This window comes from Streptomyces sp. NPDC051207 (assembly GCF_040682395.1).
GTDB lineage: Bacteria > Actinomycetota > Actinomycetes > Streptomycetales > Streptomycetaceae > Streptomyces.
On the sequence record NZ_JBFBAX010000009.1, the window covers coordinates 26,612 to 43,800 of the forward strand.

9 protein-coding genes are annotated in these 17,189 nt (G+C 73.3%); 7 read left to right on the plus strand and 2 right to left on the minus strand.

The window, feature by feature from the left end; translation table 11 throughout:
• Positions 1-59 precede the first annotated feature (59 nt).
• Positions 60-416, plus strand: a complete 357-nt coding sequence (locus tag AB0M97_RS11590) for a helix-turn-helix domain-containing protein (protein ID WP_365960600.1) — start codon at positions 60-62, stop codon at positions 414-416.
• A gap of 7 nt (positions 417-423) precedes the next feature.
• On the opposite strand, the gene AB0M97_RS11595 is transcribed toward AB0M97_RS11590, so the two are convergent.
• On the minus strand, positions 424-756 hold the full coding sequence (locus tag AB0M97_RS11595; protein WP_365960601.1) for a nuclear transport factor 2 family protein: 333 nt from the start codon (positions 754-756) through the stop codon (positions 424-426).
• A 373-nt stretch (positions 757-1,129) separates the two neighbouring features.
• Here AB0M97_RS11595 and AB0M97_RS11600 point away from each other — a divergent pair, with 373 nt between their 5' ends.
• A complete protein-coding gene (locus AB0M97_RS11600) occupies positions 1,130-4,855 on the plus strand; it encodes a BTAD domain-containing putative transcriptional regulator (RefSeq protein ID WP_365960602.1) in 3,726 nt (1,241 codons plus the stop codon).
• A 73-nt stretch (positions 4,856-4,928) separates the two neighbouring features.
• On the opposite strand, the gene AB0M97_RS11605 is transcribed toward AB0M97_RS11600, so the two are convergent.
• The gene (locus tag AB0M97_RS11605; RefSeq protein WP_365960603.1) at positions 4,929-5,120 is read right to left on the minus strand and encodes a hypothetical protein; all 192 of its coding nucleotides are present in this window, start codon (positions 5,118-5,120) and stop codon (positions 4,929-4,931) included.
• A gap of 278 nt (positions 5,121-5,398) precedes the next feature.
• Here AB0M97_RS11605 and AB0M97_RS11610 point away from each other — a divergent pair, with 278 nt between their 5' ends.
• The 5 genes from AB0M97_RS11610 (at position 5,399) to AB0M97_RS11630 (ending at position 17,185) form a co-directional block, all read left to right on the plus strand.
• Positions 5,399-6,796, plus strand: coding sequence for a helix-turn-helix domain-containing protein (locus AB0M97_RS11610; protein ID WP_365960604.1), 1,398 nt, complete (start codon positions 5,399-5,401; stop codon positions 6,794-6,796).
• Between the two features lie 127 nt (positions 6,797-6,923).
• Complete coding sequence (locus tag AB0M97_RS11615; RefSeq protein WP_365960605.1) at positions 6,924-13,337, plus strand: amino acid adenylation domain-containing protein; 6,414 nt, start codon at positions 6,924-6,926, stop codon at positions 13,335-13,337.
• A 68-nt stretch (positions 13,338-13,405) separates the two neighbouring features.
• Entirely contained in the window at positions 13,406-14,191 is a 786-nt protein-coding gene (locus tag AB0M97_RS11620; protein WP_365960770.1) for an alpha/beta fold hydrolase, read from the plus strand.
• A 67-nt stretch (positions 14,192-14,258) separates the two neighbouring features.
• Positions 14,259-15,311: a TauD/TfdA family dioxygenase gene (locus AB0M97_RS11625; RefSeq protein ID WP_365960606.1), complete on the plus strand. Its 1,053-nt coding sequence runs from the start codon at positions 14,259-14,261 to the stop codon at positions 15,309-15,311.
• An 8-nt stretch (positions 15,312-15,319) separates the two neighbouring features.
• A complete protein-coding gene (locus AB0M97_RS11630) occupies positions 15,320-17,185 on the plus strand; it encodes an amino acid adenylation domain-containing protein (protein ID WP_365960607.1) in 1,866 nt (621 codons plus the stop codon).
• Positions 17,186-17,189 lie beyond the last annotated feature (4 nt).

Sequence of the window (17,189 nt, forward strand, 5' to 3'; positions counted from 1 at the left end):
ACGCACTTTGGAGTGGGTGGTTACCCCGGGGTGAGCGAGCACGTCGGAAGGGGTGGGGCATGACGACGCTGAACCGGCCGGGCGCACCGGACCGGCACGTCTGTGGCATCGACGTCGCCATGGAGGTGATCGGCGGCAAGTGGAAGGTGCTGATCCTGTGGGCGCTGCACGAGCAGCCCTGCCGCCGCTTCGGCGAACTGCGCCGGATGCTCCCGGGAATCACCGAGAAGGTGCTGGCCTCTCACCTGCGGGAGATGGAAGCGGACGGCGTCGTACGCCGCGTCTCCTACGACGAGGTGCCGCCCCGCGTCGAGTACTCGCTGACCGATGAGGGCACGCGCCTGAACGACGCGCTTCGGCCACTGGCCGCCTGGGGCCGCGAGCGGGCTGCCCCCGGGGCGGGCGACGCGGGATGAGGCCGGTTCAGGCCGGGGCATCGGCGTAGTAGCGGCGGCAACTGCGGAGCATGCCTTCCGGGGAGAGGGTGAAGACGTCCACGAACTCGCGGTGCTGGGGCGCCAGCCGGCCCATCACGACCACGCAGTCGCCGTCCGCCACGATGCGGTTGATCAGGTGCCGGATGCCCGGTGGGCGGGACTGCTCCAGGTCGGTGCCGAGGGCGTCGGCGTCGAGGAGTGAGCCGTAGCCGTCGACGTCCCCCGCGTCGAGATAGTCATAGGCGAGACGCACATGGTCCACCCCGGACTCGGTGACGACGCGGCTCGGCGCGGGGCGCCGGGGGTGCGGGATGTCCATGGCATGTCCTCTCGTGCGGCCGCTTGGCGAGCGACGGTGGGGCGGCGCGGTGACGAGCCAGGGGCACCGCGGTGTCACCACCGTCGGCGACGGACGCATCCCGCAGCTATCGCCCCCCTATCACGGGAGCGCCCCACCGGACGGTGACGCGACGTCACGGTGCCGGCTCGACCTGCGTCGACACGGGCTCCGGTGAGGTCACCCGACAGGCGGGATTCGGCCAACGACACTTCATCAACATGAAAAGTCCGCGCCATGGACAACCTGTGAACGTTTCAGCGAGACTGAGCCAGCGCTCCACCACCCAGGTGCGGCCTCTGCTGGGAGAGTTATGACTGCTTCGCCCGGCGGGGCTGTCCGCACTCCGGAATCCGTGGCGTTCCGCATCCTCGGTCCGCTGACGGTGACCGGACCGATCGGACTCGTGCGCGTGCCGCCCGGCCGTCAGGAAGTCATCTTGGCAGCGCTGCTGCTGGAGGCCGACCGCATCGTCAGCACGGACTACCTGGTCGACCTCATCTGGGACGACGAGCCGCCGGACACCGCCCGCACCCAGGTCCAGATCTGTGTGTCGCGGCTGCGGAAACTGTTCAGCAAGGCCGACATCGCCGCCGCCATCACCACACGTCCGCCCGGCTACGTCCTGAGGACCGAGCACGAGCAGGTCGACGCCCTGCTGTTCGCGCGCAGGGTCGCCGAGGCGCGCGTCGCGACCCGGCAGGGCGACCCGGGCGCCGCCGCCGATCTGTTACGCGCCGCCGACGAGTTGTGGCAGGGCAGCTGCCTGAACGGGATGCCCAGCGAGACCCTGCGCAACAAGGCGCTCCAGCTCGACGAGGAGCGGATGACCGCCGCCGAGACACGCATCGACCTGGAGCTGCAACTCGCCCGGCACCACCAGCTCGTCGCCGAGATCCAGACACTCGTGCACGTCCATCCCCTGCGGGAGCGGCTGCGCGGGCAGCTGATGCTGGCGCTGTACCGGTCCGGCCGGCAGGCCGAGGCGCTGGAGACGTACCGCGTCGGGCGCGAACTGCTCGTGGTGGAGCTGGGGCTGGAGCCGGGCGCTGAGCTGCGCGGTCTGGAGGCGGCCATCCTCGCGGGAGACGTGCCCCCCGCGGCGTCCGGTGACCGAGGCCGTACCGTCGGCGGAGTGCCCCCGGCGGCGACCGGTCCCGGCCTCGCGGACACGGGCCCGCATGCCGCGCCGGGGGCGGGTGGCAGCGGGACGGCACCGGACCCGCGGGAGGGGCGTCGTGACCCGGCCGGGGTGGGGGTGCCCGCCCCGGCCGGGCGTGCTGGGGGCGGGGGGACTGCCTCGGGTGGGCACGTGGGGTCCGACGGCGCCGCCGCGGGCGGGCGCCTCGGGGCGGAGGGCACCGCCTCGGCCGGATACGCCGGGGCGGACGGCACCGCCTCGGCCGGACACCCCGGGGCTGACGGCACCGCCTCGACGGGTGCGCCTGCGGTGGGGTTGACACTTCGTACGGCCGAGGCGACCGGCCTCGCCGGGACGCCCGGGACGCCCGGGTCGGTCGGGACACGTGAGCTGGCCGGGGATCAAGGGCTCGCCAGGACACATGGGCTGGCCGGGGATCAGGGGCTGACCGTGCCTCACGGAACGGCCGGGACACACGGGACCTCCGCGACCTCCGGGTCGGCAGGCCCGACGCCCGGTGCCCACAACCCGGCTCTGACCCTCGGGCCGGTCCTGGTCCGCGCACCGGGCGGGGCCGTCCTCGACACGCCCTCCCCGGACGGGCACGACCTCCCCTCCCCGGATGGGCACGGCACCCCCGCGACCGCGTACCGCGTCGACGTGCCGCCCGCCCGCACCACACCGGGGCCCCCGGCGTCCGGTGCCCCCTCCGGTGAGGAGATCCCGCGGCAACTGCCCGCGGACACCTTCGACTTCGTCGGCGACGAGGAGCAGATCGCCGGCATCGAGCGCCTCCTGCTGGGGGACGGCTCGCGCCGCTCCGTCGGCCTCGCCGTCATCGTCGGCAAGCCGGGCACCGGAAAGTCCACGCTGGCCACCCACATCGCGCACCGGCTCGGCGAACACGCGTATCCCGACGGCCAGTTGTACTGCGACCTGCGCGGCACGACCGGCGCTCCGGCCGCGTCCAACGAGGTGCTCGGACGTTTCCTGCGGGCGCTCGGCATCCCCGGGGCCGTCATCCCCGAGTCGCAGGACGAGCGGGGCGAGATGTACCGCACGCTGCTCGCCTCGCGCCGGATCCTGGTGGTGCTGGACGACGCCGTGTCCGAGAGCCAGGTACGCCCGCTGCTGCCCGGCAGCAGCCAGTGCGCCGTACTGGTCACCAGCCGCATCCGGCTGACCGGGCTGCCCGGCGCGCAACGCGTCGAACTCGACGTGATGAGCACCGAACGGGCCCTGGAACTGCTGGCACGGGTCATCGGCGCCGACCGGGTGGAGCGGGAGCGGCCGTCCGCCGAGATGCTCATCCGGACCGTCGGCGGGCTGCCGCTGGCCCTTCGGATCGTGGCCGCACGGCTCGCCGCCCGCCCGCACTGGAGCCTGGCGTCGATGGTGCAGCGGCTGGCCAGCGAACGCCACCGGCTCGACGAGCTGACGCACGGCGAGATGACCATGCGGGCCAGCCTCTCCCTCACCCACGACGGCCTGGCGCCCGGCGACCGGAAACTGCTGCGGCTGCTCAGCCTGGCGCGGACGGCCACCCTGCCGGGCTGGCTGGCCGGAGCGCTCCTGGACGACGACCGGCCCTACCCGTCGGACCTGCTGGAGCCGCTGGTCGACGTGCAGATGCTGGACGTGGTGGGAGTGGAGTCCACCGGCGGGTTCCGCTACCGCTTCCACGAGATCATCCGGGTGTTCGCCCGGGAGCAACTGCTCCTGCACGACGCGCCCGCCGTACAGACGGCGGCCCTGGAGCGCATGACGGGCGGCTGGCTTTCCCTGGCCGAGCAGGCCCACCGGCGCATCTACGGCGGTGACTTCACCGTGCTGCACGGGACCGCGCCCCGCTGGGTGCCGCCGGCCAACTGCGTGGCGGAACTGCTCGTGGACCCGCTGGAGTGGCTGGACAGCGAGCACGCCGGCCTCGTCGAGGCCGTCGAGCAGGCCGCCGGCGCCGGGATGGACGAGCTGTGCTGGGACCTGGCGACCACGCTGGCCACCCTGTTCGAGGGCAAGGGCTACTTCGACGACTGGCTGCGCACCCACCAACTGGCGCTGGAGTGCGTCCGCGCCGCGGGCAACACACGGGGCACCGCCGCGCTGCTCAGCTCGCTGGGCGTGCTGTACCTCGGGCGGAGCCAGCACGAGGAGTCGCTGGGCGTACTGACCTCCGCGCTCGACCTGTTCCAGGTGCTCGGCGACCGCAAAGGGCTCGCCCTGTGCCACCGGGACCTGGCGCTGCTCGCGCGGATGCGGGGCGACGACGACCGGGCCCTGACGCTGTACGACCGTGCGCTGCGGGATTTCGACCAGGCCGGTGACGTGGTGGGCCGGGCCATCGTGCTGACCCAGAGCGCCCACATCTGGATGCGGCGCGAGCAGATCACCACGGCCCAGTCCCGGCTGGACGAGGCCCTCGGCATCTACCGCTCGGTGGGGTACACGGGCGGCGAGGCGCGCACCCTGCGCCGGGCAGGGCAACTGCAACAGGGACAGGGCGCGTACGCGGCGGCGGTACGGACGTTCACCGAGGTACTGGAGCTGTGCCGGGACAGCGGCGACGTGATCGGCGAGGGCCACCTGCTGCGGGACCTCGGCCACGCGCACACCGAGATGGGACGCCGGCAGGAGGCGTGCGGCTTCTACGCGCAGGCGCTGGCGGTGCGCGAGCAGATCATGGACCACGGCGGTGCGGCGCTGGTACGGCTGGACCTCGCGCGGTTGCTCGCGGCGAGCGGCGACGCGGCGGACCGGGCGCGGTCGCGCGAGCTGCTGGAGGCGGCGACGGGGGCGCTGCGGGAACGGCGGATGGGACCGGAGCTGGCGGAGGCGCAGCGCTTGCTCGCCACGGCCGGAGCGGATCCGGCGGCCGGAGCGAATCCGGCGGGCCAACTCGCCGTGGGCCAGGGCCAGTGGGGTCAGGCGGTCGGCGGGTGACACCGTCCCGTGCGACGGCGCCATACGCGGGCGGCGCCGGGCGCCGCCGGGGTCTGTGCCGTCCCCCGTGCGATCAGTCCCACGGGTTCGTGTCACCGGTGGCGGTCGCGGTCGGCGACGGGGCGGCCAGCGGCGCGGTCACACCCGTACCGGTGGAGGTGGTGGCGGCCGTACCGTCGGCCTGGGCCATCTGGGCACCGAGGAGGGTGGCGGCGGCGACGGCGACGGTGACGAGAGCGGCGCGCACTGCGGGAACGAGAGCCATGATCGGTGTCCTTCCGGTGGGGCGTCCCGGCTGGTCCGGGGCGCTTCCTTCTTCGTGGGCACCACGCTAGGAACGGCTGGAATCCCGGCACCGGCCCCGGCCTTATCGCCGCGCTATCACGCGGCGGCGCAGGCGGCGACGGCACGTGATAGCGGTCCGCCGGCCGTGCGGTCGCAGCGGAATGCCCCCGGGATAGCCCTCTGCCGACGATGGGAGTCGGGCACGGACCGCGCCGTCCCGCACCGCCACCCACCGCCGCTTACACCGGGAGCGTCACCATGGACACCCTCGCCGTCCGCATCCCCTCCGTCCTCCCCGCCCGCGTCCCCGCCGCGCAGGAGACGTCACCGCTCGGATCGCTGATCCGCTCGCACCGCCTGCGCATGGGGCTCACGCAGCGCGAGCTCGCCGACCTGTCCACGATCAGCGTCCGTGCCATACGCGACCTGGAGCAGGGCAAGGCGAGACGGCCCCGTTCCGCCACCGTGCAGCTGGTGGCGGACGCGCTGCGGCTGGGCCCGCGGGCCCGGGCGGCCCTGGAGGAAGCCGCGCACCAGGGACGGTTCGTGACCGACCGTCAGGAGCCTGCGGCGCCTCCCACGGCCCTGCACGCCATGGCGGGCCGCGAGGGCGAGCGGGACGTCCTGGTGGCCGAGCTGTCGGGGACCGGCACGGAACGCCTGATCACCATGGTGGGACTGACGGGCGTCGGCAAGACCCGGCTGGCGCTGGCGGTGGCCGAACGGCTGCACGGCGCGGGCCTGCCGGTGCTCTGGCACGCCTTCCCCGGCGGCCGTGCCGAGTACCTCGCCTGCGGCGACGAGACCACCACCCCCGTGGCGGAACTCGTGGACGACCTGTACGGCACCCCGGGCCCCGGCGCGCGCACCGGCGCCGGGGCCGCAGCCGCGTCCCTGACCGAGCTGGTCGGCGACGGCAACGCACTGCTCGTACTCGACGGCGCCCCGGCCGCACCGCCCCGCCCGGACCGGCTCACCGCACTGCTGCGAGCCTGCCCGGGACTGCGCCTGCTCGTCACCTCGGACGCCCCCTGGCGAGTCCCCGGCGAGCGCGTCTTCCTGTTGTCCCCGCTGGAGATACCGGCGCACGGCAGCGCCGACGCCGCGACTCCGGCCGTACGCCTCTTCCTGGACCACGTACGCCGGGCCCGGCCCGACTTCGTGGCCGGGCCCGCCGACCTGGAGCGCGCCGCCTGGGTCTGCCGCCTCCTGGACGGGCACCCCGGAGCACTGGCCGCAGCCGCCTCCTGGCTGGTGGTGTACGACCTGGCGACCCTGTGCGACGGCCTGGGCGCGGACCCGGCCGCGCTGCTGCACCACCTGTGCGAGGCGGGCGGCGCGGCCGATCTGCGCACGGCCCTGCACGACCGCCTGACCCGGCTGCCGGCCGGGGCGCGCACGCTGCTGGACGCCCTGTGCACGCCCGCGGCCCACGGCGCGACCCCCGGTGCCGACCCGGACCAGGGCCGCGAACTGACCGAACTCACCGCCCTCACCGGCCTCTCCCTGCCCGACTGCGGCCGTCTCCTGCACGAGCTGTTGATCAACGGTGTGGTGCGCGCCGAGTACCGGGACGGCGTCTCCCGCTTCCGGGTCCTCGGTCTGGCACGCGCCGCCTGGGCCCACCCTGCCGCGGCAACTGCCGCCGCCCGGTGACCTGCTCCCGCATTGCCGCACCAACTGCCGCCCCCGGCCACCGGGCGGGACTTGGATGACACACGGCCGGAACGACGACCCGACAGTCCCGAACCCCCAGCCACCCCCGAACCCGAGGAGCACCTCCATGTCCCCGAACGCGTCTGAACAGGGCACCGCGTACGGGCCCGCCACGGTGCGGCTGCCCATGTCGGCCGCGCAGCGCGACATCTGGATGGCGCACGGACTGGACGACTCCGGCTGCCGCTACAACATCGGGGAGTACCGGGAACTCACCGGCCCGCTGGACACCGGTCTGCTGGCCTGCTGCTGGTACCGGCTGGCCTGCGAGGCCGACGTACTGCGCATCCGCGGCGCCGGCTCCGACGAGGACGGCTCCCTGTGGCAGGAAGTGCACGCCAAGCCCATCGGACGCACCCTGCACATGGTCGACGTGAGCGACGAGACCGACCCGGTGGCGGCGGCCCGCGCCTGGATGGACGCCGAACTGGCCCGCCCCTTCGACCTGGCGCACGACTGGCTCACCCGACACGCCCTGATCCGCGCGGGCCGCACCGGGACGGGGGAGGACCGCTGGTTCTACTTCCACGCCTTCCACCACCTGGCCATCGACGGCATGGGCATCGCCCTGCTGGACCAGCGACTCGTCGACCTGTACGAACAGGCGGCGGCGGGCCTGCCGTGGGGGGAGTCACCGTTCGGCACCCTCGCCGACCTGCTCACCGAGGACGCCGCCTACCGCGTCTCGGAGGAGGGCGCGGCGGACCGGGCACACTGGGCCGAGCACCTGGCCGGTCTCCAGCCGGCGCCGCGCATGGCCGAGGGCCACACCGCGAAGACCCGGCCGGGGCACCTGCCGTTCACCCGGCGCACCGTGCTCCTCGGGCCGGAGCGGACCCACCGGCTCAGAGAGGTGGCCCGCGGGCACCGGGCCCCGTGGACCATGCTGGTGCTGGCCCTCGTCGCGGCCTACGTCCACCGGGTCTGCGGGACGGCCGAACCCGTGCTGGGCCTGCCGGTGACGAGCCGGCGCACCGAACTGGCCCGGCGCACACCCGCCATGATGTCCAACGTCATCCCGCTGCGCGTGCCGGTCAGCGCCGACGGCTCACTCGCCGACCTGCTGGCAACGGTCGTGACCACGACCCGCGCGGGACTGAAGCACCAGCGGACCCGGTACGAGGACATCTGCCGCGACCTGGGCCTGGCCGAGGGATCGAGACGGATCGCCTCCCCGCAGGTCAACATCATGGCGTTCAACCCCGGCATGCGCTTCTTCGGCCTGCCCACCGTCCAGCACAACCTCGGCAACGGACCCGTCGAGGACCTCGCGGTCGGCGTCTACGACCTCGGTCCCGAAGGCGGGCTGCGCATCGACTTCGACGCCTCGCCCGAGGTGTGCGACCTCGCCGCGGTCGCCGGCCACCAGGACCGGTTCCTGGCCTTCGTGGAACGCCTCCTGACGGCGCCCGGGGAGGCGTTGTCCGACGTCGACCTGCTCGATGGGGTGGAGTGGGGGCGGGTGCTGGGGGAGTGGGCGGGTGGTTCGGTGCCGGTGGCGGGGGTGCCGGTGTTGTCGGTGCGGTTTGAGGAGCGGGTGCGGGAGCGGCCGGGTGCGGTGGCGTTGGTCGCGGGTGGTGTGCCGGTGTCGTACGGGGAGGTCAATGTCCGTGCGAACCGGTTGGCGCGGCATCTTCGGGCCCGGGGTGTGGGGCGTGGGGATGTGGTGGGTGTGCTGCTGGATCGGGGTGTGGAGTTCGCGGTCGCTCTGGTTGCGGTGGTGAAGGCGGGGGCGGGGTATGTGGTGTTGGATCCGGAGTTCCCGGACGAGCGGTTGCGGGGCATCGCGGCGGATGCCGGCCTGCGGGACCTGGTCACCGACAGCGCTCATCGTGGCCGGGTTGCCGACGGTTGCGGGAGTCACGTCGTCCTTGATGCCGAGCGGGCGGAGATAGCCGCAGGCGAGTCGTCGGACTTGCCGGTGGTGGTGGGTGGTGAGGATGTCGCGTGTGTGATGTTCACATCCGGGTCGACGGGGCGTCCGAAGGGGATTTTGTCCACGCATCGCAATCTGGTGTCGACGGTGTCGTCGCAGACTTACGCGGACTTCGGGCCTGATGAGGTGTTCCTGCAGTGTTCTCCGGTGTCGTGGGATGCCTTCAGTCTGGAGTTCTGGGGGGCGTTGCTGCACGGCGGTGTGTCGGTGCTTCAGCCGGGGCAGCGTCCGGAGCCGGCTGTGGTGGCGGAGCTGGCGGTGCGGCATCGGGTGACGATGCTTCAGTTGTCGTCCAGCCTGTTCAACTATCTGACGGATGAGCATGCGGAGGCGTTTGTTCATGCCCGGGTGGTGTTCACGGGGGGTGAGCCGGCTTCACCGACGCACATCGGCCGGTTGTCCGGGCTGTATCCGCGGCTGAGGATCGTGAACGGGTACGGTCCGGCGGAGTCGCTGGGGTTCACCACGACCTATGCGGTGGACGCTGTTTCGGGTGGTGCGGTTCCGATCGGGCGGCCCGTGGCCAACAAGTACGCCTACGTCCTGGACGGGCGTCTGCGTCCGGTACCGGCCGGGGTGATCGGTGAGGTGTATCTGGCCGGTGACGGCCTGGCCCACGGCTATCTGGCGCAGCCGGACGTCACCGCCGCCCGGTTCCTTCCGAATCCCTTCGGCGAGTCCGGCAGTCGGCTCTACCGGACCGGCGATCTGGCGCACTGGGACCGTGACGGCAACCTGCATTACGCGGGGCGCACCGACGGCCAGGTCAAGATCCGCGGCTTCCGCATCGAACCCACCGAGATCGAGACCCTGCTGACCACCCACCCCCACCTCACCCAGGCCGTCGTCCTGGCCACCGACCACCTCACCGCCTACGTGACGGCCGTACCCGGGGCCTCCGTGACGCCCGCCGTCCTGCGCGCCTGGTCGCGGGAGCGGCTGCCCGACCACATGGTGCCCACGCACTTCGCGGTGTTGGACCGGCTGCCGCTCACCCCCAACGGGAAACTCGACAAGCGGGCCCTGCCTGCCGTGGAGGCACCCCTGGAAAGCGGTGGGCGGGCACCGCGCACCGAACTGGAGGAGCTTCTGAGGACCCTGGTCGGCGACGTTCTGGGTTCGGCGGCGCCGCTGTCGATCGACGACGGCTTCTTCGAGCACGGCGGGCACTCCCTGCTCGCCGCCCGCCTCATCCAACGTGTCGCCACCACGTGCGGGGTCACCCTCACCCTCCGCGACGTCTTCCAGCACCCCACCCCGGCCGCCCTGGCCCGGCGTATCACGGAGGCGTCCGGCCGCCCGGCGCTGCCACCGCCGACCCGCGCCGCCGTGCGCCCCGAGCGGCTGCCGCTCTCCCACGCGCAGCAGCAGCTGTGGCTGATGGCGGGACTGCGGGGCGCGGACACCGCCTACAACGTGCCGATGGCGGTCCGGCTGACCGGCGGTGACGTGGACACGGTGGCACTGAGGGCCGCCGTCGGCGACCTGGTCGCGCGGCACGCTCCGCTGCGGACCCGTTTCGCCACCGCCGACGGACAGCCCCACCAAGTCGTCACCCCGGCCGAGGAGGCCGCCGCCTGCGTGTATGTCGAGGTGCGCGACGTGGCACCGGAAGAAGCGGAGACCGAACTGCTCGCCGCGGCCCGGCACCCCTTCGACCTGGCCACCGAGCACCCGCTGCGAGCCACCCTGTTCCGCGAGGGCGACGGGCGGTCCACGCTGCTGGTCCTGCTCCACCACATCGCCACCGACGGCCAGTCACTGCGGCCCCTCTTCGCCGACCTGTCCGCCGCCTACGCCGCCCGGCTGGACGGCCGGGCCCCCGACCCGGAGCCGCTGCCGCTGGAGTACGCCGACTACGCGCTCTGGCAGCGCCCGGCACTGGAGGGCCAGGTCCTCGACGAGCAACTGACGTATTGGCGTGGGGCATTGGCAGGCCTGCCCGAGGAGCTGGGCCTGGTGACGGACCGGTCCCGGCCGGTGGTCGCCGGACGGCTCGGCGGAGCGGTCCACCTGGACTTCGGCCGCGACCTGCACAAACGCGTGGTCGCACTGGCACGCGCCGAGAGGTGCACGCCGTTCATGGTGCTCCAGGCGGCGCTGGCCGCGACGCTCACCCGGCTGGGCGCCGGCACGGACATCCCGCTCGGTTCGCCCGTCGCGGGCCGTCCCGACGAGGCGCTCACGGACCTCGTGGGCTTCTTCGTCAACACGGTCGTGCTGCGGACGGACACCTCGGGCGACCCGGCGTTCCGGGACCTGCTGGCCCGGGTCCGTACCGCGGACCTGGACGCGTTCGCCCACCAGGACGCCCCGTTCGACCTCGTCGTGGAAGCCGTGAACCCGGCACGCTCGCCCGCCCGGCACCCCCTCTTCCAGATCTGCCTGGCCCTGGAGCAGGGTCAGGCGCCCGCCCCTGACTTCCCGGGCCTGCGGGCGGGACCGGCGGAGCCGCTGGCCACCGGGGCGGTCAAGTTCGACCTGGAGTTCCTGCTCACCGCCGACGAGGACACCGGCCTGACCGGCGCGGTGCTCTACAGCTCCGACCTGTACGACCGGGAGACCGTCGAGCACATGGTGCGGATGCTGGAACGGGTGCTGGAACACGCGGTGATCACCCCGGAGGTTTCCCTCTCGGAGCTCGACCTGCTCGATGGGGTGGAGTGGGGGCGGGTGCTGGGGGAGTGGGCGGGTGGTTCGGTGCCGGTGCCGGTGGCGGGTGTGCCGGTGTTGTCGGTGCGGTTCGAGGAGCGGGTGCGGGAGCGGCCGGGTGCGGTGGCGTTGGTCGCGGGTGGTGTGCCGGTGTCGTACGGGGAGGTCAATGTCCGTGCGAACCGGTTGGCGCGGCATCTTCGGGCCCGGGGTGTGGGGCGTGGGGATGTGGTGGGTGTGCTGCTGGAGCGCGGTGTGGAGTTCGCGGTCGCTCTGGTTGCGGTGGTGAAGGCGGGGGCGGGGTATGTGGTGTTGGATCCGGAGTTCCCGGACGAGCGGTTGCGGGACATCGCGGCGGATGCCGGGCCGCGCGTTCTGGTCACCGACACCGCACACCACGCACGGATGGTCGGCGGCCCATGGACTGCGGTCCTGGTCGACGCCGAGCGGGCGGAGATAGCCGCAGGCGAGTCGTCGGACTTGCCGGTGGTGGTGGGTGGTGAGGATGTCGCGTGTGTGATGTTCACGTCGGGGTCGACGGGGCGTCCGAAGGGGATTTTGTCCACGCATCGCAATCTGGTGTCGACGGTGTCGTCGCAGACTTACGCGGACTTCGGGCCGGATGAGGTGTTCCTGCAGTGTTCTCCGGTGTCGTGGGATGCGTTCAGTCTGGAGTTCTGGGGGGCGTTGCTGCACGGCGGTGTGTCGGTGCTTCAGCCGGGGCAGCGTCCGGAGCCGGCTGTGGTGGCGGAGCTGGCGGTGCGGCATCGGGTGACGATGCTTCAGCTGTCGTCCAGCCTGTTCAACTACCTCACCGATGAGCATCCGGAGGCGTTCGCCACGGTGCGGGTGGTGTTCACGGGGGGTGAGCCGGCTTCGCCGACGCACATCGGCCGGTTGTCGGGGCTGTATCCGCGGCTGAGGATCGTCAACGGTTACGGTCCGGCCGAGTCGCTGGGGTTCACGACCACCTATGCGGTGGACGCTGTTTCGGGTGGTGCGGTTCCGATCGGGCGGCCCGTGGCGAACAAGTACGCCTACGTCCTGGACGGGCGTCTGCGTCCGGTACCGGCCGGGGTGATCGGTGAGGTGTATCTGGCCGGTGACGGCCTGGCCCACGGCTATCTGGCGCAGCCGGACGTCACCGCCGCCCGGTTCCTGCCCAACCCCTACGGGGATTCCGGCAGCCGCTTGTACCGGACCGGCGATCTGGCGCACTGGGACCGCGAGGGCAACCTGCATTACGCGGGCCGTACCGACGGCCAGGTCAAGATCCGCGGCTTCCGCATCGAACCCACCGAGATCGAGACCCTGCTGACCACCCACCCCCACCTCACCCAGGCCGCGGTGGCGCTCCACCCCGACACCAACGGCACTCCCCAACTCGTCGCGTACACCGTGGCCGTCGGCCCCGCCGACGCCGAACCGCAGGAGATCCGGCGCTGGTTGCGGGAGCGGCTGCCCGACCACATGGTGCCGGCGTACGTGGTGCCGATGGAGCGGCTGCCGCTCACCCCCAACGGCAAGATCGACAAACGGGCGCTGCCCGCCCCGCGCGCCGTGGTGTCCACCGGTGGCCGGGCCCCGCGCACCCCTCTCGAAGGCACCGTCCTCGAGTCGTTCACCGAGGCCCTGGGCGCGGCCGGACCCCTGTCGATCGACGACGACTTCTTCGAGCACGGCGGGCACTCGCTGCTCGCCGCCCGCCTCACCCACCGGCTCGGCACCGCGCTCGGAGTCACCCTCACCCTCCGCGACGTCTTCCAGCACCCCACCCCGGCCGCCCTCGCCCAGTGCATCGAGTCCCGGCCGGCGGCGGGCACCGCCAAGCCTCGGCGGGCCCGGCCCGCCCTGCGCCGCCGTACCACCGACCACGAACGGAGTTCCTCATGACCGACCTGACCGACGTCACCGACTTCACCGCCCCGTCCGGTCACCTGTCCGGCCCGACCGGTCACGACATGCACGCCCGCGGCCAGGGGCCCGCGCCCGACGACGTGGTGTGGGACCTGCCCGGGGAGGGCCCGCAGCGCACCGCGCTCCTGGTCCTGCCGCACGCCGGCGGGAACGCCCACGGCTACGCCGAATGGCGTGAGCACCTCCCCGCCGACGTACGGCTGCTGATCGGCCAGTACCCGGGGCGCGGCGCCCGCTATGCCGAGGACCTGCCCCGCGACATCGCGGACCTGGCCGGACCGGTGGCCGCGTGCCTGCCCGAGGGAGCCGCCGACGACCTCGTGGTGCTGGGTCACAGCATGGGCTCCCTCGTCGCCTTCGAGGTCGTCCGGCTGCTCCAGGCGGCCGGACGCACCCCGCGGGCCCTGGTCGCCTCCGCGTGCCGGGCGCCGTTCCTCGCCAACCCGGCCGTGGTCCACCCCGAGCGGCTGGACGACGATCAGCTGGTGGCCGCCATCAAGGAACGCGGCGGCACCGACGACGGCATCCTCGACGACCTGGAGCTGCGCGAGATCGTCATCCCCTCCATCCGCGCCGACTTCGCCATCGACGACGTGTACCGGTGCGCTGCGGCCGAGGCCCGCGTGGACTGCCCGGTGACCGTGATCGGCGGGGACGCCGACCCGGTGGCGCCGGCCGCCTCACTCGGCCACTGGGCCGACGTCACTGACCACGCCTTCACCCGGCACGTCCTGCCGGGCGGCCACTTCTACTACCAGGACCAGCTGCCGGAGTTCTTCGCCGTGCTGTCCACGGTGCTCGGCGGCCACGTCACGGCCACCGCCGCCTGACCCTCCCCAGCCCCTTTCCCGCTGTCTCCCGTCCGACGTACAGACGCACTCACCTCAAGGACTTCTCATGACCCTTCACGCTGACGCCCCCGCACCCGCCGCCCTCGCCCCGGACACGGTCGACCCGGTCCGTGAGCCCGGCAAGCCCGTCGTCGTGCACGTCCCGCCCACCGACGGCCTCGACGCGGCGGTGGCCTGGCTGACCGCCCACCGCGACGCCATCCAGGCCGAGCTGCACCGCTCCGGGGCGGTCCTGCTGCGCGGCCTGCCCGTGCAGGACGCCGCGAGCTTCGCCGCCGCCCGCGACGCCCTGATCACCCGGCGCGCCGGCTACAAGGAGAAGGCCACCCCGCGCACCGACTTCGGCGAGGGCGTGTTCTCCTCCACCGACCTGCCCGCCGTCCAGCCGATCCGGCTGCACAACGAGAACAGCTACACCCTGGACTTCCCCGGCGTGCTCCTGTTCGGCTGCGTGACCGCGCCCGAGGAGGGCGGCGCCACCACGGTCGGCGACATGCGCGAGGCGCTGCGGCTGCTGCCGCCGGAATTGGTCGCCCGTTTCGAGGAGATGGGCTGGCTGCTGGTCCGCAACTACTCCGAGCTGGCGGGCCTGCCCTGGTACCGGACCTTCGCCACCGAGGACAAGGCCGTCGCCGAGGCCTACTGCGCGGACAACACCGTCGGCTTCGAGTGGCTCGGCGACGACTCCCTGGTCACCCGCCAGCGCCGCTCCGCGATCGTCACCCACCCGGTGACCGGTGAGCGCTGCTGGTTCAACCACTTCGCGTTCTGGAACAGCCGCACCCTCGACCCGGACGTCCGTGACGTCCTGGTGGACACGTACGGCGAGGACGGCCTGCCGTTCAACACCTATCTCGGCGACGGCAGCCGCCTCACCGACGAGGAGGTCGACGCCGTGAACGCCGTCTACGACCGGGTGACCGTGCGGGAGACCTGGCAGCAGGGTGACCTGATGCTCGTCGACAACCTGCTGTGCGCCCACGGACGCGAGGCGTTCCAGGGCGACCGGAAGATCCTCGTCGCCATGGGCGAGCCGGTGGCCCTGGCCGACTGCGCCCCCACCACCCAGCCGTCCACCACCGTCTTCACCGGGAAGTGACCACCGCCATGACCGCCGTCCTCCCCGAGCGCCCCCGCACCGCGCCCGCGCCCGCCGCCACCCCGTCCGTCACCGACCTGCTGGACCGCCTGGCCCTCGCCCCGCCCGCCCGCACCGCCGTGGTCGCCGCCGACCGTGAGCTGTCCTTCGCCGCGCTGCGCGCCGAGGCCATGCGGATCGCCGGCCGGCTGGCCGCCCGCGGCATCGGCCCCGAGAGCGTCGTGACGCTCGCCCTGCCGCGCGGCGCGGACCTGGTGGCCGCGCTGATCGGCACCCTGACCGCGGGCGCCGCCTACCTGCCCGTGGACCCCAAGCTCCCCGCCGACCGCCGCCGCTACCTGGTCGAGGACTCCGGGGCCGACCTGGTCGTCACCGCCGACGACACCGCCGGGCCCCTGGCGCCGGACACCGCGCACGTCACCGTCTCCGACCTCCTCGCCCCGGCCGTCGAAGACCTCATCGCCGCCGACGGCGACCCGGAGGACGCCTACCGGCCCGTGCCCGTGTCCGGCGACCACCTCGCGTACGTCATCTACACGTCCGGTTCCACCGGCCGCCCCAAGGGCGTGGAGATCGACCGGTCCGCCGTCTCGGCCCTGCTCGCCGAACTGGAGTACGAAGGGATCGCCGTCCCGGGTCACGGCCGGGTCGGCTGGAACGCCTCGCCGTCCTTCGACGCCTCCGTGCAGCAATGGGTACGGCTGTGCCGCGGCGACACGCTCGTCATGATCGACGACGACACCCGTGCCGACCCCGTGCTGCTGGCCCGGTTCGTCGACGAGCAGGGCCTGACCGACCTGGACATCACCCCCTCGCACGCCGAGCCGCTGCTGGACCTGCTCACCGACGGGGGCGGCCCCCGCCCCCTGACGCTGCTCATCGGCGGCGAGGCGATCGGCCCCGCCCTGTGGCGCCGCATCGGCGACCGGGCCGCCGCCGGGGTGCTGCGCGCGGTCAACCTGTACGGGCCCACCGAGTGCACCGTGGACTCCACCGCGGGCTGGATCGACGCCGCCGACGAGCCGCACATCGGGTCGGTGCTGCCCGGCCTGCGCATGAGAGTGCTGGACGACGCGCTGAACCCGGTCCCGCCCGGCGGCAGCGGCGAACTGTACCTGGCGGGCCCGCGGGTGGGCCGGGGCTACCGGCGCCGCCCGGTGCTGACGGCCGAACGGTACGTGGCCGACCCGGCGGGCGACGGCGGGCGCATGTACCGCACCGGCGACCGCGTCCGGCTGCTGCCGCACGGGCGGCTGGCCTACCTGGGGCGCGCCGACGGCCAGGTCAAGCTGCGCGGGCACCGCATCGAACTGCCCGAGATCGAGGCCGTACTGACGGCACAGCCGGAGATCGCCGAGGCCGTGGTCGTGCTGCGCGACGAGGTCGACGGCGCCCCCGGCCTGGTCGCCTACCACCGCCCGCAGGACCCGGCGGCCGGACCCGTCGACGCGGCGGACCTGCGGGCCCGCCTGGCGGCCGAACTGCCCGCCTACATGGTGCCCGCCGCCTTCGTCGCCGTGGACCGCTTCGCCACCACCACCCAGGGCAAACTCGACCGGACCGCGCTGCCCGCCCACGCCCGGGCGGCCACCGCCGCCCCCGCCGGGACCGCCGCGGGCCCGGCCCTGACCCGCTCCCAGGCGCTGATCGCCGGGGTCTGGTCCACCGTGCTCGGCAAGACCGGCATCGGCCCCGACGACAACTTCTTCAAGCTCGGGGGGCACTCCCTGCTCGCCATCAAACTGGTGTCGCGCGTGCGCGCCGAACTCGGCGTCACCCTCCCCGTCAAGGCCGTCTACGCCAACCCCCGGCTGCGCGACCTCGCCGCCCACATCGACACGCTCGTCGCCGCCGCGCCGGGCCAGGACGCGTAAGGAC